The organism is Tateyamaria omphalii, from assembly GCF_001969365.1.
Lineage (GTDB): Bacteria > Pseudomonadota > Alphaproteobacteria > Rhodobacterales > Rhodobacteraceae > Tateyamaria > Tateyamaria omphalii_A.
The window spans coordinates 1196750-1213950 of record NZ_CP019312.1; the positions used below are offsets into that span (position 1 = coordinate 1196750).

Below are 17201 nucleotides of genomic sequence, written 5' to 3' on the forward strand. Positions count from 1 at the left end.
GTTTGTAACCAAAAAGGCTTATCGCGTGAGTGCGCGCATGCCGCGGCTGAGACCTTCGAGCGTCATCGGGACCATGGCATCCTTCCCAAAGATCTCCTGGATCATGGCGATTGAGTGGGTGTAGCCCCAGTATTTTTCGGGCACCGGGTTGATCCACAGGTTCGACGCCCACTGATCGCGCGCACGGGAGAGCCAGACCTGGCCCGCTTCCTTGTTCCAGTGTTCGTTGGCGCCACCGGGATAGGCGATCTCGTATGGGGACATGCTGGCGTCACCGACAAAGATGCACTTGTAGTCGGGGCCGTAGGTGCGCAGCACCTCGTGTGTGGGTGTCTGCGCGTCCCAACGGCGGCGGTTGTCGCGCCAGACACCTTCATAAAGGCAGTTGTGGAAGTAGAAATATTCGAAATGCTTGAACTCGGATTTCGCGGCCGAGAACAACTCTTCCACGATTTTCACGTGGGGGTCCATTGATCCGCCGACATCAAGGAACAGCAGCACTTTGACAGCATTGCGCCGCTCGGGGCGGGTTTTGACATCGAGATAGCCATGTTCAGCCGTGGCCCGAATGGTGCCGTTCAGGTCCAGCTCTTCGGTTGCACCATCGCGCGCCCAGCGGCGCAGGCGTTTGAGCGCGACCTTGATGTTGCGCGTGCCGAGTTCAACTGTGTCGTCCAAGTTCTTGAATTCACGCTTGTCCCAGACTTTCACAGCTCGCTGATGACGGCTTTCCTCTTGGCCGATACGCACGCCTTCGGGGTTGTAGCCATAGGCGCCGAAGGGCGAAGTGCCCGCGGTGCCGACCCACTTGTTGCCGCCCTGATGGCGGCCTTTCTGCTCCTCAAGCCGTTTCTTGAGTGTTTCCATGAGTTTATCGAAGCCTCCTAAGGCTTCGATCTCTGCGCGTTCTTCCTCGCTCAGATGCCTTTCGGCCAGCTTTTCCAGCCAGTCCTGTGGGATGTCCACGGCCTCCAGAACCTGGTCGATGCTGATCTGCTCCAACCCTTCAAAGGCGGCCGCGAAGGCGCGGTCGAACTTGTCGATGTTGCGCTCGTCCTTCACCATCGCGACGCGGGCGAGGTAGTAGAACGCCTCAACATCATAGGTCGCTAGACCCGCTTTCATCCCCTCGAGAAAGACAAGGAACTCGCGCAAGCTGACCGGCACGCCGTTCTTTCGCAGGCTTTCGAAGAAGGGCAGGAACATGTCAGCCTCGCATCGCGCGGTCGATCAGAACGGTGGCGACCATGCCCACAATGACAAAGGCCAGCGCGTAGCCCGCCGCGTATTGCAGGATGTCGAGCCTGTTTCCCTTGCGCTTGCTTGCCGTGTAGCCGCCGATCAAAGCGCCCGATAGGGCCGCCACGATTACGATCATTTGCCTTGCCTCTCAATACTTTGGGGCGGCAAGTTCAGCCTTTGAGCGGGCTCAGGGAAGATATTTCCCGCAGCTTGGCCCGCACCGCCCAATCAGAGCCGAATCCGTAGCGCGCCCACCCCAGGCTGTCCAGCCTGACGGTGCGTGCCTCGGCGGCGCGGCCTTGCAGGTCCAGCGCTTCGGCGCGCAGCAGCAGAAGGGTCGACAGAAGCGCCGCGTTTTCGTTGCGGGCGGCCCGGTCGATATGGGGGGCGAGCGTGACCATGGCGGTGTCGCCGTCGCCCCGACTGATGGCATAGGCGGCCAATTGGGTGGCGACATAGGCGCGGTGCAGATCGGCACCGGGGGTCGCGGCATAGAATTGGTCGGCGGCGCGGAAATGGGACTGCGCGGCTTTCGGGTCACTTGCGAGCAGCAGGCGGCCATTGGCGTAATGGGCAAAGGCGCGGCGGTGATCGCGCCAGCCCATGGCCTGTGCGATGTCCAGCGCGCGTTCGGCGGCGTCCCGGCGCTGTCCGGTCGTAGCCCCCGGACCCAGCGCTGTTTGCACCGCCTCGCTCCAGGCGCGAGGCGTGCGGGTGGCATAGTTTGCGGGCAGGTTTTCACCACCGGGATTGATGCGGGCAAGGATCTGGGGCAAGCGCTGCGCCACCTGGCCGCGCGTCATGCCGGAGCGCAGTTCGGGGGAATAATACGCCTTGAGCATCAGCATGTCGAAGCCGGTCAGAACCGTGTGCACGTTGTCATCATTGAACACGCTGTCGGGCAGGCGGTAGAGGTCGTTGAGCGGACCGATGGCCTGCGCCAGTTCCTCGTGCAGGCAGTCGCGGACCTCTTGCGGGCTTGCGTCATTGGGCAGGAAGATCGCCAGCCGTTCACGGGTGCGCAGGTTTGACCAACTGGTGCGGGGCGTGCGGCGGTTGGGCTTGTATTCCGAGATCGTCGTAATGTTGGGCACCACGAAACAGGCGGCGTGGGGCAGCGCCTTGCGGATATCGCTGCGCGACACCGCTTCGATGGTGATGTTTGCCGCGTTGCCGGGCGCTGCTTCGTAAATGTCGATATGTGCTTCGGTCCGCAAGCGGTGCATCAGGCGGCGCAGGTCGGTGCCAAGCGAGGCGGGCGGTTTGCCGGTCACGCGGACCGAAATAGGTCCTTCGAACCGGGTGAAGACAGGCAGGGCGCGGCCTGATTCCAATTGGAAGCTCAGTTCGATGAAATCCAACGCCAAGTCGTTGTTCGACCGGACTGGCTGCACGGGGCGCGGTGCACCGAATGTCTTCATCGGCGGCAGGTCACTGCTGGCGGGCAGGGCGCGTGTCGGGGTGTCGCCGGGTGTGACGGGCGCACAGGCATTGAGCAACAGAACGAGGGGCAAAGCAAAGCGACGCATCCGTGTCATCCCCGTTCGTACTTGATGAAGGGAGACAGCTTGCCCACGCGGTCATACAGCTTGCGGGCCTGCGTGTTGAAATCCTGGGTCAGCCAATAGACCGACGGGGCTCCGACCGCGTCAGCGGCGGCATAGACGCCCTCGATCAGCGCGCGTCCGATGCCGCGGCCGCGCACGGCCGGGTCTGCATAGAGGTCTTGCAGGTAGCAGACGTTTTCGACGTTCCAGCCATGGCGGTGAAACAGGTAATGGGCGAGGCCGACAGGTCTGCCGTCTATCTCGGCAATCAATGCATTGAAATCTTGGGGATCGTTGCCCAACAAGCGATCGAAATAGGTGTCAAAGACTTCTTTTGGACGCGATGTCTCGTAAAAGGCGAGATACGCCGCCCACAGTTCATGCCACGCGGACCGATCCGACGAGATAAGAGGGCGCACAATAAGTGCGTCTGAACCTGTCATTTTTACTGCCTGCCTGCCTTTTAGCATTTTGGATGCGGGCGTTTTCGCCTCTCATCTCGGTCAAGGTATGGAGCAATTCAGGCAAAAGAAAGACTTTTTGTCTTTAAATTCGATGGGTTCCCGGGGCGTGCGCGGATTGTGACCCAAAAGACTCGCCTTTTGGGTCGGGGGCTTACGCAAGTCGCTGTGACGTCAGCGCTGGCCGCGTGCCATGAAGGCCAGCCGCTCGAACAGGTGCACGTCCTGCTCGTTTTTCAAAAGCGCGCCGTGCAGCTTGGGCAGGGCGGAGACGCCGTCGGATTTCAGGTCTTCGGCGCTCATATCCTCGGCCAGAAGCAGCTTGAGCCAGTCGAGCACTTCGGAGGTCGAGGGCTTTTTCTTGAGCCCCTGTTGATCGCGGATTTCGAAAAACTGGGTGAGGGCTGTGGCCAGTAGGCTTTCCTTGATGCCGGGGTGATGCACGGCCACGATTTGCTTCATCGTGTCCATGTCAGGAAAGCGGATGTAGTGGAAGAAACAGCGGCGCAGGAAGGCGTCGGGGAGTTCTTTTTCGTTATTGGAGGTGATGATCACGACGGGGCGCTGACGGGCTTGGATCGTGGCGCCTGTTTCATAAACAAAGAACTCCATCTTATCGAGTTCCTGCAGCAGGTCGTTGGGAAATTCGATGTCGGCCTTGTCGATCTCGTCGATCAGCAGGACCACTTTTTCGTCCGCTTCGAACGCCTCCCAGAGCTTGCCCTTTTTGATGTAGTTGCCGACATCGTGGACCTTGTCCTCGCCCAGCTGGCTGTCGCGCAGGCGGCTGACGGCATCATATTCATACAGGCCTTGCTGCGCGCGCGTGGTGGACTTGATGTTCCACTCGATCAGGCGCAGGCCAAGGCCGCGGGCGACCTGTTTGGCGAGTTCCGTCTTGCCGGTGCCGGGCTCGCCCTTGACCAGCAGAGGCCGTTCAAGTGTGACGGCCGCGTTCACGGCGATGGTCAGGTCGTCGGTTGCGACATAGGCGTCGGTGCCCTGGAATTTCATGTGTCTTCATCCTGTTGCGGCAATCTGTTCATCACGCAGCTTTTAGCCAATCTGGGGCGGGAATGGGTAGTGACAATCCCATGTCCCTCGGATAGACGCTGCGGCAGGGAGCTGGTCGGGGCAAGCACAGGACCAACTGGGGAGCCGTCATGGCCAACGTCAGTCGTATTGAGGGGAATGAAATGAAACAGGAAGTGTTCCTGCCGGATGACTATCGTCCCGCAGAAGACGAGCCGTTCATGAATGACCGGCAGGTTGAGTATTTTCGTCGCAAGTTGCTGAACTGGAAATCGGAATTGGTCGCGGGCAGCCGCGACACGATCGAAGGGCTGCAGGACGGCACGCGCAATATCCCGGACGTGGCGGATCGCGCGTCGGAAGAAACCGACCGCGCTCTGGAACTGCGCACCCGCGACCGGCAGCGCAAACTCGTATCCAAGATCGACGCGGCGCTGCGCCGGATCGACGAGGGCGAGTATGGATATTGCATCGTGACGGGCGAGCCGATTTCGCTGAAACGTCTGGATGCACGTCCCATCGCGACCATGAGCCTGGAGGCGCAGGAGCGTCACGAGCGGCGCGAAAAAGTGCATCGCGACGACTAGGCGTAACGCAGCTTTCGGCGGGTTATTAGGGCGGTGTTTGCCCCAAACTGCGATTTTAGTCCGGAAACGGCGTGTTTTAAGCGCTGTTAGATCACCTGTTTTGAGGGTGTTGTCCGCGGACCGTACGTTTTGGCGGTGAAGCTGCGTATTTTGATCCCCGGCACCGCTTAGGGGTTGGGCAACTATTTTCCTGTCGTTAAACATCTATTACGGGCGGTCAGGCTTGGGTAAGGTTCTGCCCCGAACAGGCGGATTTCGGTGGTCTGGCGCCAAAGATTTTACCCGCGCGTTCGCGGAACAGAGCGGTGCAGAACCCGTATCTCGACTAAAGCGCCGAACCTCACGCCCGAACGCTCAGAACCGGATGTCAAAGCCTGCCTTCAGGCCGTAGTTCTGGCGTGCGCGTCCGCCCAGGCCATCGACGAAGCTGTCGATCTCGAGCGTGCCGCCCGCGTCGGTCACATAGCTGAAGCCGAGGTTGACGCGGCCGTTGCGCTTGCGCTCAACTGGCATGAGGAATGCGCTGTATCCGTAGCGGCGGGTCGAGGTGTCGGACACCGCGCCGCCGCCCTTGATTATGAAACGTGCGCCATTCATATGTCGCATCGTCTGGCGAAAATCCAAACCCACCCTGATGTGCTGCATGCTCAGGCTCTGGCCAATTCGAGCACCGCGTTGGGTGGACGAGACGTCGTCCACGGCGTGTGACACCAGAATGTTCGGGGTCAGTGTCGTGACGTCGTAGCGAAGCTGGCCCGACAGCCGCAGCTGTGCCAAGCCACGCCGAGTGTCAGGTTGCCCGGTGCCTTGCCCGGACAGGCGGATGCCGTCCGACGCTTTGCCGACGAGGAGCCGCCCGTCGAAAAACAGCGGATGGTTGGCATTGCGGGCCAGGAAGTAGGAACCGGCCATTGCGCCCATGCCTTTTCGGTCGGACGTTGCGCCTGCTTGTGCCAGATAGTCCGCCTCGATCATGCCGCCGACGATCAGGGTCGGCGCGACATAGACATGGACGCCCATCGCGCCGAAACCGTATTTGTCCATGCGCAGACCGTCCTCGTCCCATCGCCCGTTCGCGCGGGCCCATAGCCGCCGATCCACGCCGCTGGAAAAGGTCAGTGTGCCCTTGTCGTCCTTTATGTCAGCATTCAACGCGCCGGAGCCTGCGCCCGACAAAAATGGGCTCAGGTCCGGCTGATGGCGGATAAGCCGGTTCATGCGGGCGATCTGAAGCTGGAACATCAGCTGTTCAGTCTTTGCTGCGTCAGCCTGTGCGTGGCCCTCAATCCCGGACCCGCAGATGAGCGCGGCCAGCACGAGCACCGCGTAGCGCAGCGCAGATTTTGTCCGCTTCAGTGATACGGGTTCCGCATGCACAGCTGTCTGAGCGTAGGTCTTGTTCATCACAAAAGCGCCTGGAACAGAGAGATCGGTGTGGACGACAGCGGCCTGATTAAGGGTGGGTCTTCAGGTGGCCGATATCCGCCTATGTACACACGCTGGGATTGATCTGCCAGCCGAAAGACGGGTCGAAGCCCCGTGCATAAGGCTCATTTATTATGTCAGTTCGTAACAGCGCGGACAGCGGGTGTGCCCTATGGCTCGCCCGCCCGCCCGTGTCTCAAGGGTGGACTACCCGTTGGCCCGTGTCAGCATCCCGAATAGGTCGCGTGGGTCGTCGGGGTCGGCCAGTAGGTCGAGCGGGTGGAAGAAGGGTGTGCCGGTGATCCGGTCTCGGACGTATCGGAGGGCGGAAAAATCTTCGATCGCAAAGCCGACACTGTCGAAGATGGTGATTTGTTTGTCGGATGTGCGACCCGGCGCCTGGCCGGCGAGCACTTGCCAGACTTCGGTGACCGGGTGGTCGTCGGCCAGTTGCTGGATGTCGCCCTCGATCCGTGTTTGCGGCGGGTATTCGACGAAGATGTCGCCGCGTTTGAGTATTTCAGGGGCGGTTTCGGTCTTACCAGGGCAGTCGCCGCCGATGGCGTTGATGTGCACGCCACTGCCGACCATGTTGTCGGTCAGGATCGTGGCAAGCGCCTTGTCCGCCGTGCAGGTGGTGAGGATCTGGGCGCCTACGATGGCCTCTTCCGCCGTCGTGCAGCGGGTCACGGCCAGGCCAGTTCCTGCAAGGTTGGCGGCGCATTTTGCGGTGGCGGCGGGGTCGGTGTCGTAGAGCCGCACATGGGTGATGCCTGCGATGGACTGCATGGCCAGCGACTGGAACTCGGATTGCGCGCCATTGCCGATCATGGCCATTGTCGCGGCCCCTTTGGGTGCCAGCGCGCGTGCGACCATGGCCGATGTGGCCGCCGTGCGCAGGGCGGTGAGCATCGTCATTTCCGTCAGCAACACGGGGTAGCCCGTCTCGACATCTGCAAGAAGGCCAAAGGCCGTGACCGTTTGCAGGCCATCGGCGGTGTTCTTAGGGTGACCGTTGACGTATTTGAACCCGTAGGTTTCGCCGTCTGACGTGGGCATCAGTTCGATCACCCCCTCGGCCGAGTGGGAGGCGACGCGGGGCGTCTTGTCGAAACGCTCCCACCGTTTGAAGTCAGCTTCGATGTAGTCGGCCAGCCCGCGCAGCATGTTTGCCACCCCGATATGGTGGATCAGTTGCATCATGTGATCGACGGAGACGAAGGGCACGAGGGCCTTGTCGGAAGGTTCTTGCATTCTCTGTCTCCCTAATAGGCGCGTGTGGGGCGGTCGAAGACGCGGCGGCCAAAGGCGGAGGCCGCGAGGTCCACCATCAGCTGGGCTGTGCGCCCGCGTTCGTCGAGGAAAGGGTTGAGTTCGACAATGTCGAGCGAGGACAGGAGGTCACTGTCGCAGATCATCTCCATCACCAGATGTGCTTCGCGGATTGTGGCGCCGCCAGGGACGGTGGTGCCGACGGCGGGCGCGACCGACGGGTCAAGGAAGTCGACATCGAGCGAGACGTGGAGAAGGCCGTTTGCCTGCGCGACCCGGGCGAGGAAGGCCGCGAGCGGTTTGGCGATGCCGTGTTCGTCGATATGGCGCATGTCGACATAGGTGACGTCGGTGCCTTCGATGGCGGCGCGCTCTTCGGCGTCGACCGACCGCAGACCGAGCATGGCGATTTGGTCGTGGGGGACCGGGTGGTCGATGGGCGGGAAGCTGTCGAACCCGTCGCGGCCTGTGACATAGCCCACGGGCGTGCCATGCAGGTTGCCGGAGGCCGTAGTTGCAGGTGTGTGGTAGTCGGTATGGGCGTCGAGCCAGAGGACGAAGAGCGGGCGGTTGGCCTGTGCTGCGGCGTTTGCCATGCCGCGCACAGTGCCGAGGGCGAGGGCGTGGTCGCCGCCCATGAAGATGGGGATTGTGTTTAGGCTGACCTCGTCGGTGCGATCCGAGAGCGCTTTGGTCCAGGCGATGGTTTCTTGCAGCGCGTGCAGGTGGCTGCCCGTGGTTTCGGTAAAGGTCGCCGGTGTGACATTGCCGCTGTCTGTGACGCTGTGGCCGAGGTCCGACAGGGCCGCATACAGGCCAGCGGTGCGCAGGGCGTCGGGGCCCATCAGGCAGCCTTGGCGCCGCTTGCCGCTGTCCATCGGGACGCCGATCAGGTCGATTGTCTTGGGTTTCATGTCTGTCCTCGTGGTGCTTGGTCGAGATGTCCGTTCAATTGGTGGCATAGACAAGCGGTCAAAGTGGACGTATCGGAACCTGATTGATCAGATCGAAGGGTGAAATGGACGATATTGACAACCGGTTGATTGCGGCCTTGCGCCATGACGCGCGTGCGTCTTTGTCGGACCTGTCGGTTCGGTTGGGCCTGTCGCGCACCACTGTGCGGACGCGGATAGAGAAGTTGCAGGCGCGGGGCGACATCGTGGGCTTTACCGTGGTGCTGAAGGCGGATGTGGCGCGCGACCCGGTGCGTGGACTGATGATGATCGGGATCGAGGGGCGGGGGACCGAACGGATCATTCGCCAGTTGAACGGCATGGTCGAGCTGCGCGAGATCCATTCGACCAATGGGCGCTGGGACGTGATTGTCGAGATCGGGACCGAGACGCTGGAGCAGTTCGATGACGTACTTTTCCGCATCCGGCGTCTGGATGGGGTGGTGGCGAGTGAGACGTCGCTGCTGCTGTCTACGCGGAAGTCGGCCTGACCCGGAGGGCGGCGATCCAGAGACCCGCGATCAGGAGAGACAGGACCATGTTCCAGCCCGCCATGCTGAGGCCCGCGAATTGCCACGCGATCTCGTCACAGCGGATCAGGGGGGCGGCCATGATCTGGTCGAAGAGGGCGTTGGGATCGAGGTTGCCGACGGCGCCTGCGGAGCAGCTTGTCGGCCCTTGCCACCATGCTTGCTCGACGCCCACGTGGTAGCCGCCGATCCCGGCGGTGATCAGGGCGGCGGCGGCGCCGAGGGCGATGAGAACCGGCAGAGGGAGAAAGACCGCCAGCGCGCCCAGCAGGACGGCGGCTACATGCGGGTAGCGCTGCCAGATGCACATCTGGCACGGGGCCAGCCCGCCCAGGTGTTGAAACGCATACGCCCCCACGAGCAGCGCGGCAGACCCACCCGCGGCCAGAATGACGTAGTTTTGTCGTGTCATAGAGCCCCCACGGCCAGAAATCCGCCGATAAGGATCACGACGAACAGAGTGAACATCAAGCCCAGACGCCGTTCGATGAAATCACGAATGGGTGCGCCGAATTTCCACAGAAGGCCCGCGACGATGAAAAAGCGCAGCGCGCGGGCGAGGATCGAGGTGGCCACGAAGGTGGCCAGCGGCATCCCGGTCCAGCCCGACATGATCGTGATGACCTTATAGGGAAACGGCGTGACCCCGGCGGTCAGCACCGCCCAGAATCCGAAATCGTTAAAGCGGGTGTTGAACGCTTCCATCGCATCGGCCTTGCCTAGGCTGGCGAGGATCGGTTGGCCAATGGTCTCGAACGCGAAGGCGCCGATGGCATAGCCCAGAAGTCCGCCGAGGACAGAGGCGATAAGCGCAACGCCCGCGATCAGCCAGGCCCGGCGGGGCGCGGCGAGGATCATGGGGATCATCAGCACGTCCGGTGGGATCGGAAAGACCGAGCTTTCGATGAAGGCCACAAAGGCCAGAACCCACAGCGCCCGAGGGTGGTTGGCCCAGCCCATTGTCCAGTCATACAGTCCGCGTATCATGCGCGGCGGCAGACCACGCGTGCGGCACAAGGTCAAGTCGCTTTGCCCTTGCCCCCGCATCGGCAGTTCGGTATCCGAACATTCTGAGGCCCAAGTGGCGGAATGGTAGACGCAGGGGATTCAAAATCCCCCGCCTTTGCGGGCGTGCCGGTTCGAGTCCGGCCTTGGGTACCAGCCTCATCATTGGATTTAGTTTGAGTATGTGGCGTGCAAATGCCGCAGTCATATCAAGTGCGGCGTTATGTGAAATATGTCGCCTGCATCGATTCGTCCGAGCCCGCGGCCTTGTCCCGTGCTGAGCATCATTCCTTGAATTCTTTCAACATTAGCATCAGTTCGTGAACGTATGTTATTCAGAATGCGGCGAAATCCGGGCAGTTTGACGTAGGGTTAATTGTTTCGGCTTACGAAACCCGACGTTGAATACGATGGTGCGCGAAAAAGCGCCGAAACCGTTTGGGTACAGATGTTTAGGCAATAATACGCGCATACGTAGAAGTATGTAGGGTTAAAGACTTCAACTAAGGGTAGTGACATTGTTCTGTTGTCACCGCGTTTGACTATTCAGATTGCGGCGATACTGACTTTTTTCGGACATTTTTCCCTTTTTTTGGCTCAAACGTGACCGTAAGAACATTCTTGCCCAACTGGGGGGCGATGTCTGTAGGTCATGGGGGCGACCGCACAAGACGCACTGCAAAACGTGCGGGAAATGTGTGTTCGCTGCGTTGCGGAAGCAACCGCTGACACATGCGTGTGTCGGGGTGATGCCCGCCGCGTTTCGGTTCGTGCCGTCATTTCCCTCATTTTTTGGTCAGGTGTGCGTGCGGATCGCCCAGTCGCCGACTGCGTCGCCTCATCTCGGGTGAAGAGTGAGTGAATGATGGAGACGTATCCATGTGCCGATCAACGCACATTGCGGCGCCGCAAGCCTTAGCCGCGCGACCGTTTGCCAAGGGGCGAGGAGCGCCCGTGTCCACTGTTCACTTTGCATTGTTTTCGGTCGCGTTGCGTGCTGCGCGCAACCCAGCCCAGGAGGCTTGACCCATGACTAAATTTATTGACTTCAATTCACTGGCGACCGGCACCGTTGTGAACAACGCATTTTCTGCGGACGGCGTGACCATCTCTGCCGTTGGTGGGTCAAACAAGGCGATGATCTTCAACACCGCGCATCCGACCGGCGGCGATAGCGACCTTCGCACGACCAATCTGGGTAAGGCGCTGATTATTTCCGAGGACGGTGACAGTCATGACCCGGACGACAATGCGGGTGGCGGCAAGATCAGCTTCGTCTTTGACGATCCGGCTTCGGTCAACCGCCTGACATTCCTCGACATTGAGGAAGGCGCGCGGGTCAGGTTCTTTGACGCCGATGGTCATCTGATCACATCGGTCAGCATCCATGACACTGACGACAACGGGCAGTCCATCGTGGATTTTGACGTGGATGGTGTGACGCGCATGGAGGTCGAGCTGCACGGGTCTGGCGCGATCGACAATCTGGTGTTCGACACCACGGGCGACGGCGTGGTCGAGGGCGACAATGACGGCAATCTGATTGATGCTGGATACACGGGCGATCCTGATGGCGACATGATCGACGCGGGCGATGCGCTGCTGCTTGGCGAAGGGCCTGACGACGACATCGTGGACGCGCTGGGTGGGGACGACACGATCAAGTCGGGCGATGCCGATGACGAGGTCTATGCCGGGTCGGGCAATGACAGCGTGTTGGGCGGTGACGGTGACGACGTGATCTATGGCGACAGCAACTATGCTGGACCGGGCGAGGGTGTGTCGACGCGTGAAGTGTTCGAATGGGAGAAATCTCCGTTCGGCGATGGCAATCACCTGGGCAACTTCACCCAGGACACGGGCAATGTTGACGTGTCATTCAAGGTTCTTGGCCAGTCTCACGCCTCGCGCACCATCCAGTCCGATGACGATCAGAACGTATCGAACATTGATGGCGACGGCGCTCGGATTGACGACAACAGCTCGCTTGATAACGTGCTGAACGGCAATGGGAATTCGGCTGAGTATGAGCTGTCCTTCTCGAACCCTGTCGAGGATGTGTCGTTCCGCATCAATGACATCGACGGCGACGGTGTCGTGCGCGTCAAGGCATACAATGCCGCCGGGCAGCAGATTTTTGTCAACCTTGAGGGCGGCAGTGAGTTGACCCTGAAGGACACAGACGGTGTGGCTGGCAATGATACCGCCGACAGCAACGGCGGATATCTAAACGACACGTCCGACGAGTATTCGGTGCTGATCAGCATTCCGGGCCCAGTGGCCCGCATCGTGATCGAGCATGATCAGGACGGCAACAACAACTCGGGCATCAACATCACCGACGTCTATTTCGATGCGCCCATCGTGGATGATGGCGACGCGGGCAACGACGTGCTGCAGGGCGGTGCAGGCGACGACACGATCTTTGGCGAGGACGGTGACGACACACTGAAGGGCGAAGATGACAATGACAGCCTTGTCGGCGGTGGCGGCAATGACCGTCTGGAAGGCGGCAAGGGCAACGACGTGCTGGAGGGGGGCGATGGCCGCGACATCCTGCTGGGTGGCGCTGGCGACGACACCGGCTTTGGTGGCGACGGCAATGACGAGATCTGGATGGGCTCCGGCAACGATCAGGCCGAGGGCGGTTCGGGCAAGGACTGGATCCACGGCCAGACCGGCAATGACACGCTGGACGGCGGTGCCGATGACGACATGGTCTTTGGCGAGGATGGCGATGACGTCATCATTGGTGGAGACGGCGACGACTTGCTCGATGGTGGCGCGGATGCCGACACCATCTTTGGCGGCGCGGGTGACACTGTGGACGGCGGTTCGGGTGGCTTCAATAGCGACCCACTTCTGAACACGGACAGCGATGTGCTGGACCTGACCGGGCAGGGGCCGTTCTTCCTCGACAACGTGACGCCGGACAGCAATGGCAACGGCATCAACGGTACGGTTGTTTTTGTGGACGGCGACGGTAACCCCAACGGGCTGACGCTGACCTTTACCGAGATCGAAGAGGTGATCGGAGAAGAGATCAACCGCGGCCCCGATGCTGTGGATGACACCGCCACCGTGGACGAGGACGGCAGCGTTGATATCAACGTGCTGGCCAATGACAGCGATCCCGATATCGGCGATGTGCTGAGTGTGACCGACGCGTCCTCGCCCGATGGGGATGTGACGATCAATGCCGACGGCACGCTGACCTTTGCGCCGAACGAGAACTTCAACGGCCCGACGACGATCACCTACGCCATTTCTGACGGGAATGGGGGCGAGGACACGGCGACCGTCAATGTCACGGTGAACCCGGTCAATGACGCGCCTGATGCTGTCAATGATACGGCCACGACGGATGAGGACACGCCAGTCACCATCGACGCGCTGGCCAATGACACGGATGTGGACGGCGATGCGCTGACCATCACGGGCGCCTCTGTTCCTGCCGATCAGGGCACCGTGAGCGTTGTGGACAACAAGCTGGTCTACACGCCTGCGCCGAACTTCAATGGCGATGCGACGATCTCCTATTCGATCTCGGACGGGAATGGCGGAACGGATACGGCTGAGGTCAATGTGACGGTCAACCCCGTCAATGATGATCCGGTGGCGGTTGATGATCTGGCCGACACGATGGAAGACGAAGCGGTTGTCATCGACCTGATCGGCAATGACACGGACGTGGATGGCGACACGCTCAGCCTTGCCTCCGTCTCTGTTCCGGCCGAGCAAGGCAGCGTGGTCGACAACGGCGACGGCACGGTCACCTTTACCCCCGCGCCGAATTTCAACGGCACAGCGACCATCGACTACACCGTGTCCGACGGCCAAGGCGGCACGGATGACGGTCAAGCCATCGTCAATGTGGGTGCGGTCAATGACGGGCCCGTGGCGGTGGATGACACGGCGAGCACGGACGAGGACACGCCTGTCACAATCGACGTTCTGGCAAATGACACCGATCTTGATGGTGACGCGCTGACCATCACGGGCGCCACCGTCCCTGCCGATCAGGGCAGCGTCGAGATTGTCGACAACAAGCTGCTTTACACCCCGGCGCCCAACTTCAACGGTGATGTGACGATCAGCTACTCGATCAGCGACGGGCATGGCGGTACAAGCTCTGCCGATGTTGCGGTCACTGTGAACCCGGTGAACGATGACCCGGTGGCCGTGGACGATATCGAGACCACGGACGAAGACGTCGCCGTTGTCGTTGACCTGCTGGGCAACGACACGGATGTGGATGGCGATACACTGAGCCTTGGGTCTGTTTCCGTTGATCCGGCAGAAGGGTCGGTTGTGGACAATGGCGACGGCACGGTCACCTTTACCCCGGCGCTGAACTTCCACGGTCCGGCCACGATCACGTACACCGTCATCGACGGCAATGGTGGTGAGGACACGGGCGAAGCCATCGTGTCGGTGGGGGCTGTGAATGACGGTCCTGTGGCCGAGGATGACGCGGCGACGACCGATGAAGACACGCCTGTCACCATCGACGTGGTGGCCAATGACACTGACGCGGATGGCGATGATCTGACCGTCATCTCGGCTGTGGTTCCGCCCGCGCAGGGCAATGTGGACATCGTGGACAACAAGGTGGTCTTCACGCCCGCCGAGAACTTCAACGGCGATGTGACCATCACCTACACGATTTCGGACGGGAACGGTGGCACGGATGTGGGCGAAGTGGCTGTCACGGTCACGCCGGTCAACGATGCACCCGAAGCCACTGACGATGCAGGCACCACACCGTTCAACACTGGTGTGACCATCAATGTCCTTGCCAACGACACCGATGTGGATGGCGACACGCTGCGCGTGACAGAGGCGACCTCGGCAGATGGCAGCGTCGGCATCAACGCTGACGGCTCACTGACGTTCACGCCAACGGACGGGTTCGAAGGGGATGCGGTGATCAACTATACGATCACGGACGATCAGGGCGGCTTTGACAGTGCCCAAGTCATCGTAACGGTCGAGCCAAACCCGCTGGACGGTATCGTCGAAGGCACCGACGAGGGCGAGTTGATCGACGAGGAGTATGATGGCGACCCGGAAGGCGACAAGGTCGACAGTGGCGATAACATCTTTTCCGATGATCCCGCAGATGAAGACGACGACATCATCGAAGCGGGTGGCGGCAACGACACGATCATTGTCGGTCAGGGTGATGACGTGGTCGACGGTGGTGACGGCGATGACCTGATCGACACCGGCAACGGCGATCTGAAGCCCGATCTCGGCTTCCCCAATGATGATGGCACGCCAGTGCCGGGCTTCCCCTTTGGCTTCCCCGCGGATGACGATCCTGACAATGACCTCGACTTTGTCGATGGTGGGGCAGGTGACGACACGATCAGCACCGGTGATGACGCTGACACGATCATCGGCGGCACCGGCAATGACGTGATTGATGGCGGCATCGACGATGACGAGATTTCGGGCGATGAGGGCACGGACCGGATTGTTGGTGGTGAAGGCAACGACCTGATCAAAGGCGGTGACGGCGACGACACGATCTATGCGGGCAACGACCCCGATCTGGGCTTGGATCAGCTGAACATCGAGGACGATGGGTCAAACCCGTTCTTCCCGGCAGATCCGCGGCCAGACAACGGCATGGACACGGTGTTCGGCGGCGAAGGCAACGACCTGATCTTTGGCGCGGACGACGATGACGAGCTCTATGGCGACGAAGGCAACGACACCATCGACGGCGGGATCGACGACGACTTGATTGACGGCGGTGTCGGCGACGACAGCCTGCTGGGTGGCACGGGCAACGACACCATCGAGGGCGGTGACGGCAATGACTTTATCAATGCCGGTCGCAACGCGGATACTGTGGATGGTGGCGATGGCAACGACACGATATTGGGCGAAAACGGTGCCGACGTGCTGTCGGGTGGTGACGGTGATGACTTTATCGACGGTGGCACCGGTGACGACACGCTGAACGGTGACGGCGGCAACGACCTGATCCTGGGGTCTACCGGCGATGACGTGATTGACGGTGGCGACGGCAACGACACAATCGACGGTGGCAATGGCGGCGCGGATATCATGTCCGGTGGTGCAGACCGTGATCTGTTCGTGAACGTGGACGCGGGAGAAGTGGTTGACGGCGGCAGCGAAGGCGACGACTTCGACACTCTGGACCTGCGCGGGTCGGCGCCTGCGAACGGCTCGCTTGAGGTGGTGTTTGACAACCCCGACTCCGACGGCAACGGCTTTGACGGTGTGGTCAACTACTTCGATCAGAATGGTGATGCGGTTGGGCAACTGACCTTTACCAATATTGAGGATGTGATCCCCTGCTTTACGCCCGGCACCCTGATCGCAACGCCGACCGGTGAGCGCCGCGTGGAAGACCTGAAACCTGGCGACCGGGTCATCACCCGCGACAACGGCATTCAGGAAATCCGCTGGGTCGGTCATCGTCAGATGTCCGGCGAAGAACTGGCCGACGCTGCGCATCTGCGTCCGGTTCTGATCCGGCAGGGGGCCCTGGGCAAGGGACTGCCCGAGCGCGACATGCTTGTGTCACCGCAGCACCGTGTGCTTGTCGCTGACAACAAGACGGCCCTGTATTTCGACGAGAGCGAGGTTCTGGTCGCGGCCAAGCACCTGACCGACATGGAGGGCATTGATGTCGTGGAGGTGTCGGAGACGACCTATATCCACGTGATGTTCGACCAGCACGAGGTGATCCTGTCCGACGGCGCATGGACCGAAAGCTTCCAGCCCGGCGACATGACCCTGGGTGCGATGGGCGACGCGCAGCGGGCCGAGATCCTGGAGCTGTTCCCCGAACTGGAGACGGTAGACGGCATTGCAAGCTACGCCTCCGCCCGCCGGAGCCTGAAAAAGCACGAGGCAAAGCTGCTTACGCAGTAAAAGCCGCGGGTCGACGGACTCGAATCATGCAGCTCCTCCGCGGTCTTGCGCGGGGGCGCAGGAAACGGGTCAGCGGGGGCTGTGCCCGTTTTCTGTGTTCAATGGCGCTGTTTCGGGCGGATTGTTTCCCTGACGCGCCCGTATGGCGCTGCAATGCGGCATCGTTACGTCACAAAGGTGTTCAGGTTTACTATTTCTGCCTTTTTCCCCCTGAATTTCTGCGCGATTTGAATTA

At 60.9% G+C, this 17201-nt stretch carries 13 protein-coding genes and 1 tRNA gene; 4 read left to right on the forward strand and 10 right to left on the reverse strand.

All coding sequences use genetic code 11. The annotated features are described in order from the left end of the window. Nucleotides 1-18: 18 nt before the first annotated feature. The 5 genes from BWR18_RS05935 to BWR18_RS05955 form a co-directional block, all read right to left on the reverse strand. Nucleotides 19-1206, reverse strand: coding sequence for a vWA domain-containing protein (locus tag BWR18_RS05935; protein ID WP_076627137.1), 1188 nt, complete (start codon nucleotides 1204-1206; stop codon nucleotides 19-21). Between the two features lies 1 nt (nucleotide 1207). Next, nucleotides 1208-1378 carry an apolipoprotein acyltransferase gene (locus BWR18_RS05940; RefSeq protein ID WP_076627138.1) on the reverse strand — a complete coding sequence of 57 codons (171 nt, stop codon included), beginning with the start codon at nucleotides 1376-1378 and terminating at the stop codon, nucleotides 1208-1210. Between the two features lie 34 nt (nucleotides 1379-1412). Next, nucleotides 1413-2771, reverse strand: coding sequence for a DUF2927 domain-containing protein (locus BWR18_RS05945; RefSeq protein ID WP_076630153.1), 1359 nt, complete (start codon nucleotides 2769-2771; stop codon nucleotides 1413-1415). 5 nt (nucleotides 2772-2776) lie between these two features. Next, on the reverse strand, nucleotides 2777-3232 hold the full coding sequence (locus BWR18_RS05950) for a GNAT family N-acetyltransferase (RefSeq protein ID WP_076627139.1): 456 nt from the start codon (nucleotides 3230-3232) through the stop codon (nucleotides 2777-2779). 192 nt (nucleotides 3233-3424) lie between these two features. After that, a complete protein-coding gene (locus tag BWR18_RS05955) occupies nucleotides 3425-4264 on the reverse strand; it encodes an AAA family ATPase (RefSeq protein ID WP_076627140.1) in 840 nt (279 codons plus the stop codon). 149 nt (nucleotides 4265-4413) lie between these two features. On the opposite strand from BWR18_RS05955, the gene dksA reads away from it, so the two are divergent. After that, entirely contained in the window at nucleotides 4414-4869 is a 456-nt protein-coding gene (gene dksA, locus BWR18_RS05960) for an RNA polymerase-binding protein DksA (RefSeq protein WP_076627141.1), read from the forward strand. A 354-nt stretch (nucleotides 4870-5223) separates the two neighbouring features. Here the strand turns inward: dksA and BWR18_RS05965 are convergent, their stop codons facing one another. From BWR18_RS05965 to rocF, 3 genes are all read right to left on the reverse strand, one after another. Then, complete coding sequence (locus BWR18_RS05965) at nucleotides 5224-6273, reverse strand: hypothetical protein (RefSeq protein ID WP_076627142.1); 1050 nt, start codon at nucleotides 6271-6273, stop codon at nucleotides 5224-5226. A gap of 228 nt (nucleotides 6274-6501) precedes the next feature. Beyond that, on the reverse strand, nucleotides 6502-7548 hold the full coding sequence (locus BWR18_RS05970) for an ornithine cyclodeaminase (protein WP_076627143.1): 1047 nt from the start codon (nucleotides 7546-7548) through the stop codon (nucleotides 6502-6504). 11 nt (nucleotides 7549-7559) lie between these two features. Next, nucleotides 7560-8480, reverse strand: a complete 921-nt coding sequence (gene rocF, locus BWR18_RS05975) for an arginase (RefSeq protein ID WP_076627144.1) — start codon at nucleotides 8478-8480, stop codon at nucleotides 7560-7562. A gap of 104 nt (nucleotides 8481-8584) precedes the next feature. Between rocF and BWR18_RS05980 the strand changes: the two genes are divergently transcribed. Beyond that, nucleotides 8585-9010: an Lrp/AsnC family transcriptional regulator gene (locus tag BWR18_RS05980; RefSeq protein ID WP_076627145.1), complete on the forward strand. Its 426-nt coding sequence runs from the start codon at nucleotides 8585-8587 to the stop codon at nucleotides 9008-9010. Here BWR18_RS05980 and BWR18_RS05985 read toward each other — a convergent pair. Together BWR18_RS05985 and BWR18_RS05990 are read right to left on the reverse strand one after the other, a co-directional pair. Beyond that, the gene (locus BWR18_RS05985; protein WP_076627146.1) at nucleotides 8991-9461 is read right to left on the reverse strand and encodes a disulfide bond formation protein B; all 471 of its coding nucleotides are present in this window, start codon (nucleotides 9459-9461) and stop codon (nucleotides 8991-8993) included. The two genes, BWR18_RS05980 and BWR18_RS05985, sit on opposite strands and share 20 nt — an antisense overlap. Further along, nucleotides 9458-10036, reverse strand: coding sequence for a YqaA family protein (locus BWR18_RS05990; RefSeq protein WP_076630154.1), 579 nt, complete (start codon nucleotides 10034-10036; stop codon nucleotides 9458-9460). The genes BWR18_RS05985 and BWR18_RS05990 overlap by 4 nt, the downstream gene beginning before the upstream one ends. An 88-nt stretch (nucleotides 10037-10124) precedes the next feature. Between BWR18_RS05990 and BWR18_RS05995 the strand changes: the two genes are divergently transcribed. Together BWR18_RS05995 and BWR18_RS21380 are read left to right on the forward strand one after the other, a co-directional pair. Continuing rightward, nucleotides 10125-10210, forward strand: a tRNA-Leu gene (locus BWR18_RS05995). Between the two features lie 873 nt (nucleotides 10211-11083). Then, a complete protein-coding gene (locus BWR18_RS21380; RefSeq protein ID WP_083957650.1) occupies nucleotides 11084-16966 on the forward strand; it encodes a cadherin-like domain-containing protein in 5883 nt (1960 codons plus the stop codon). Nucleotides 16967-17201: the final 235 nt, after the last annotated feature.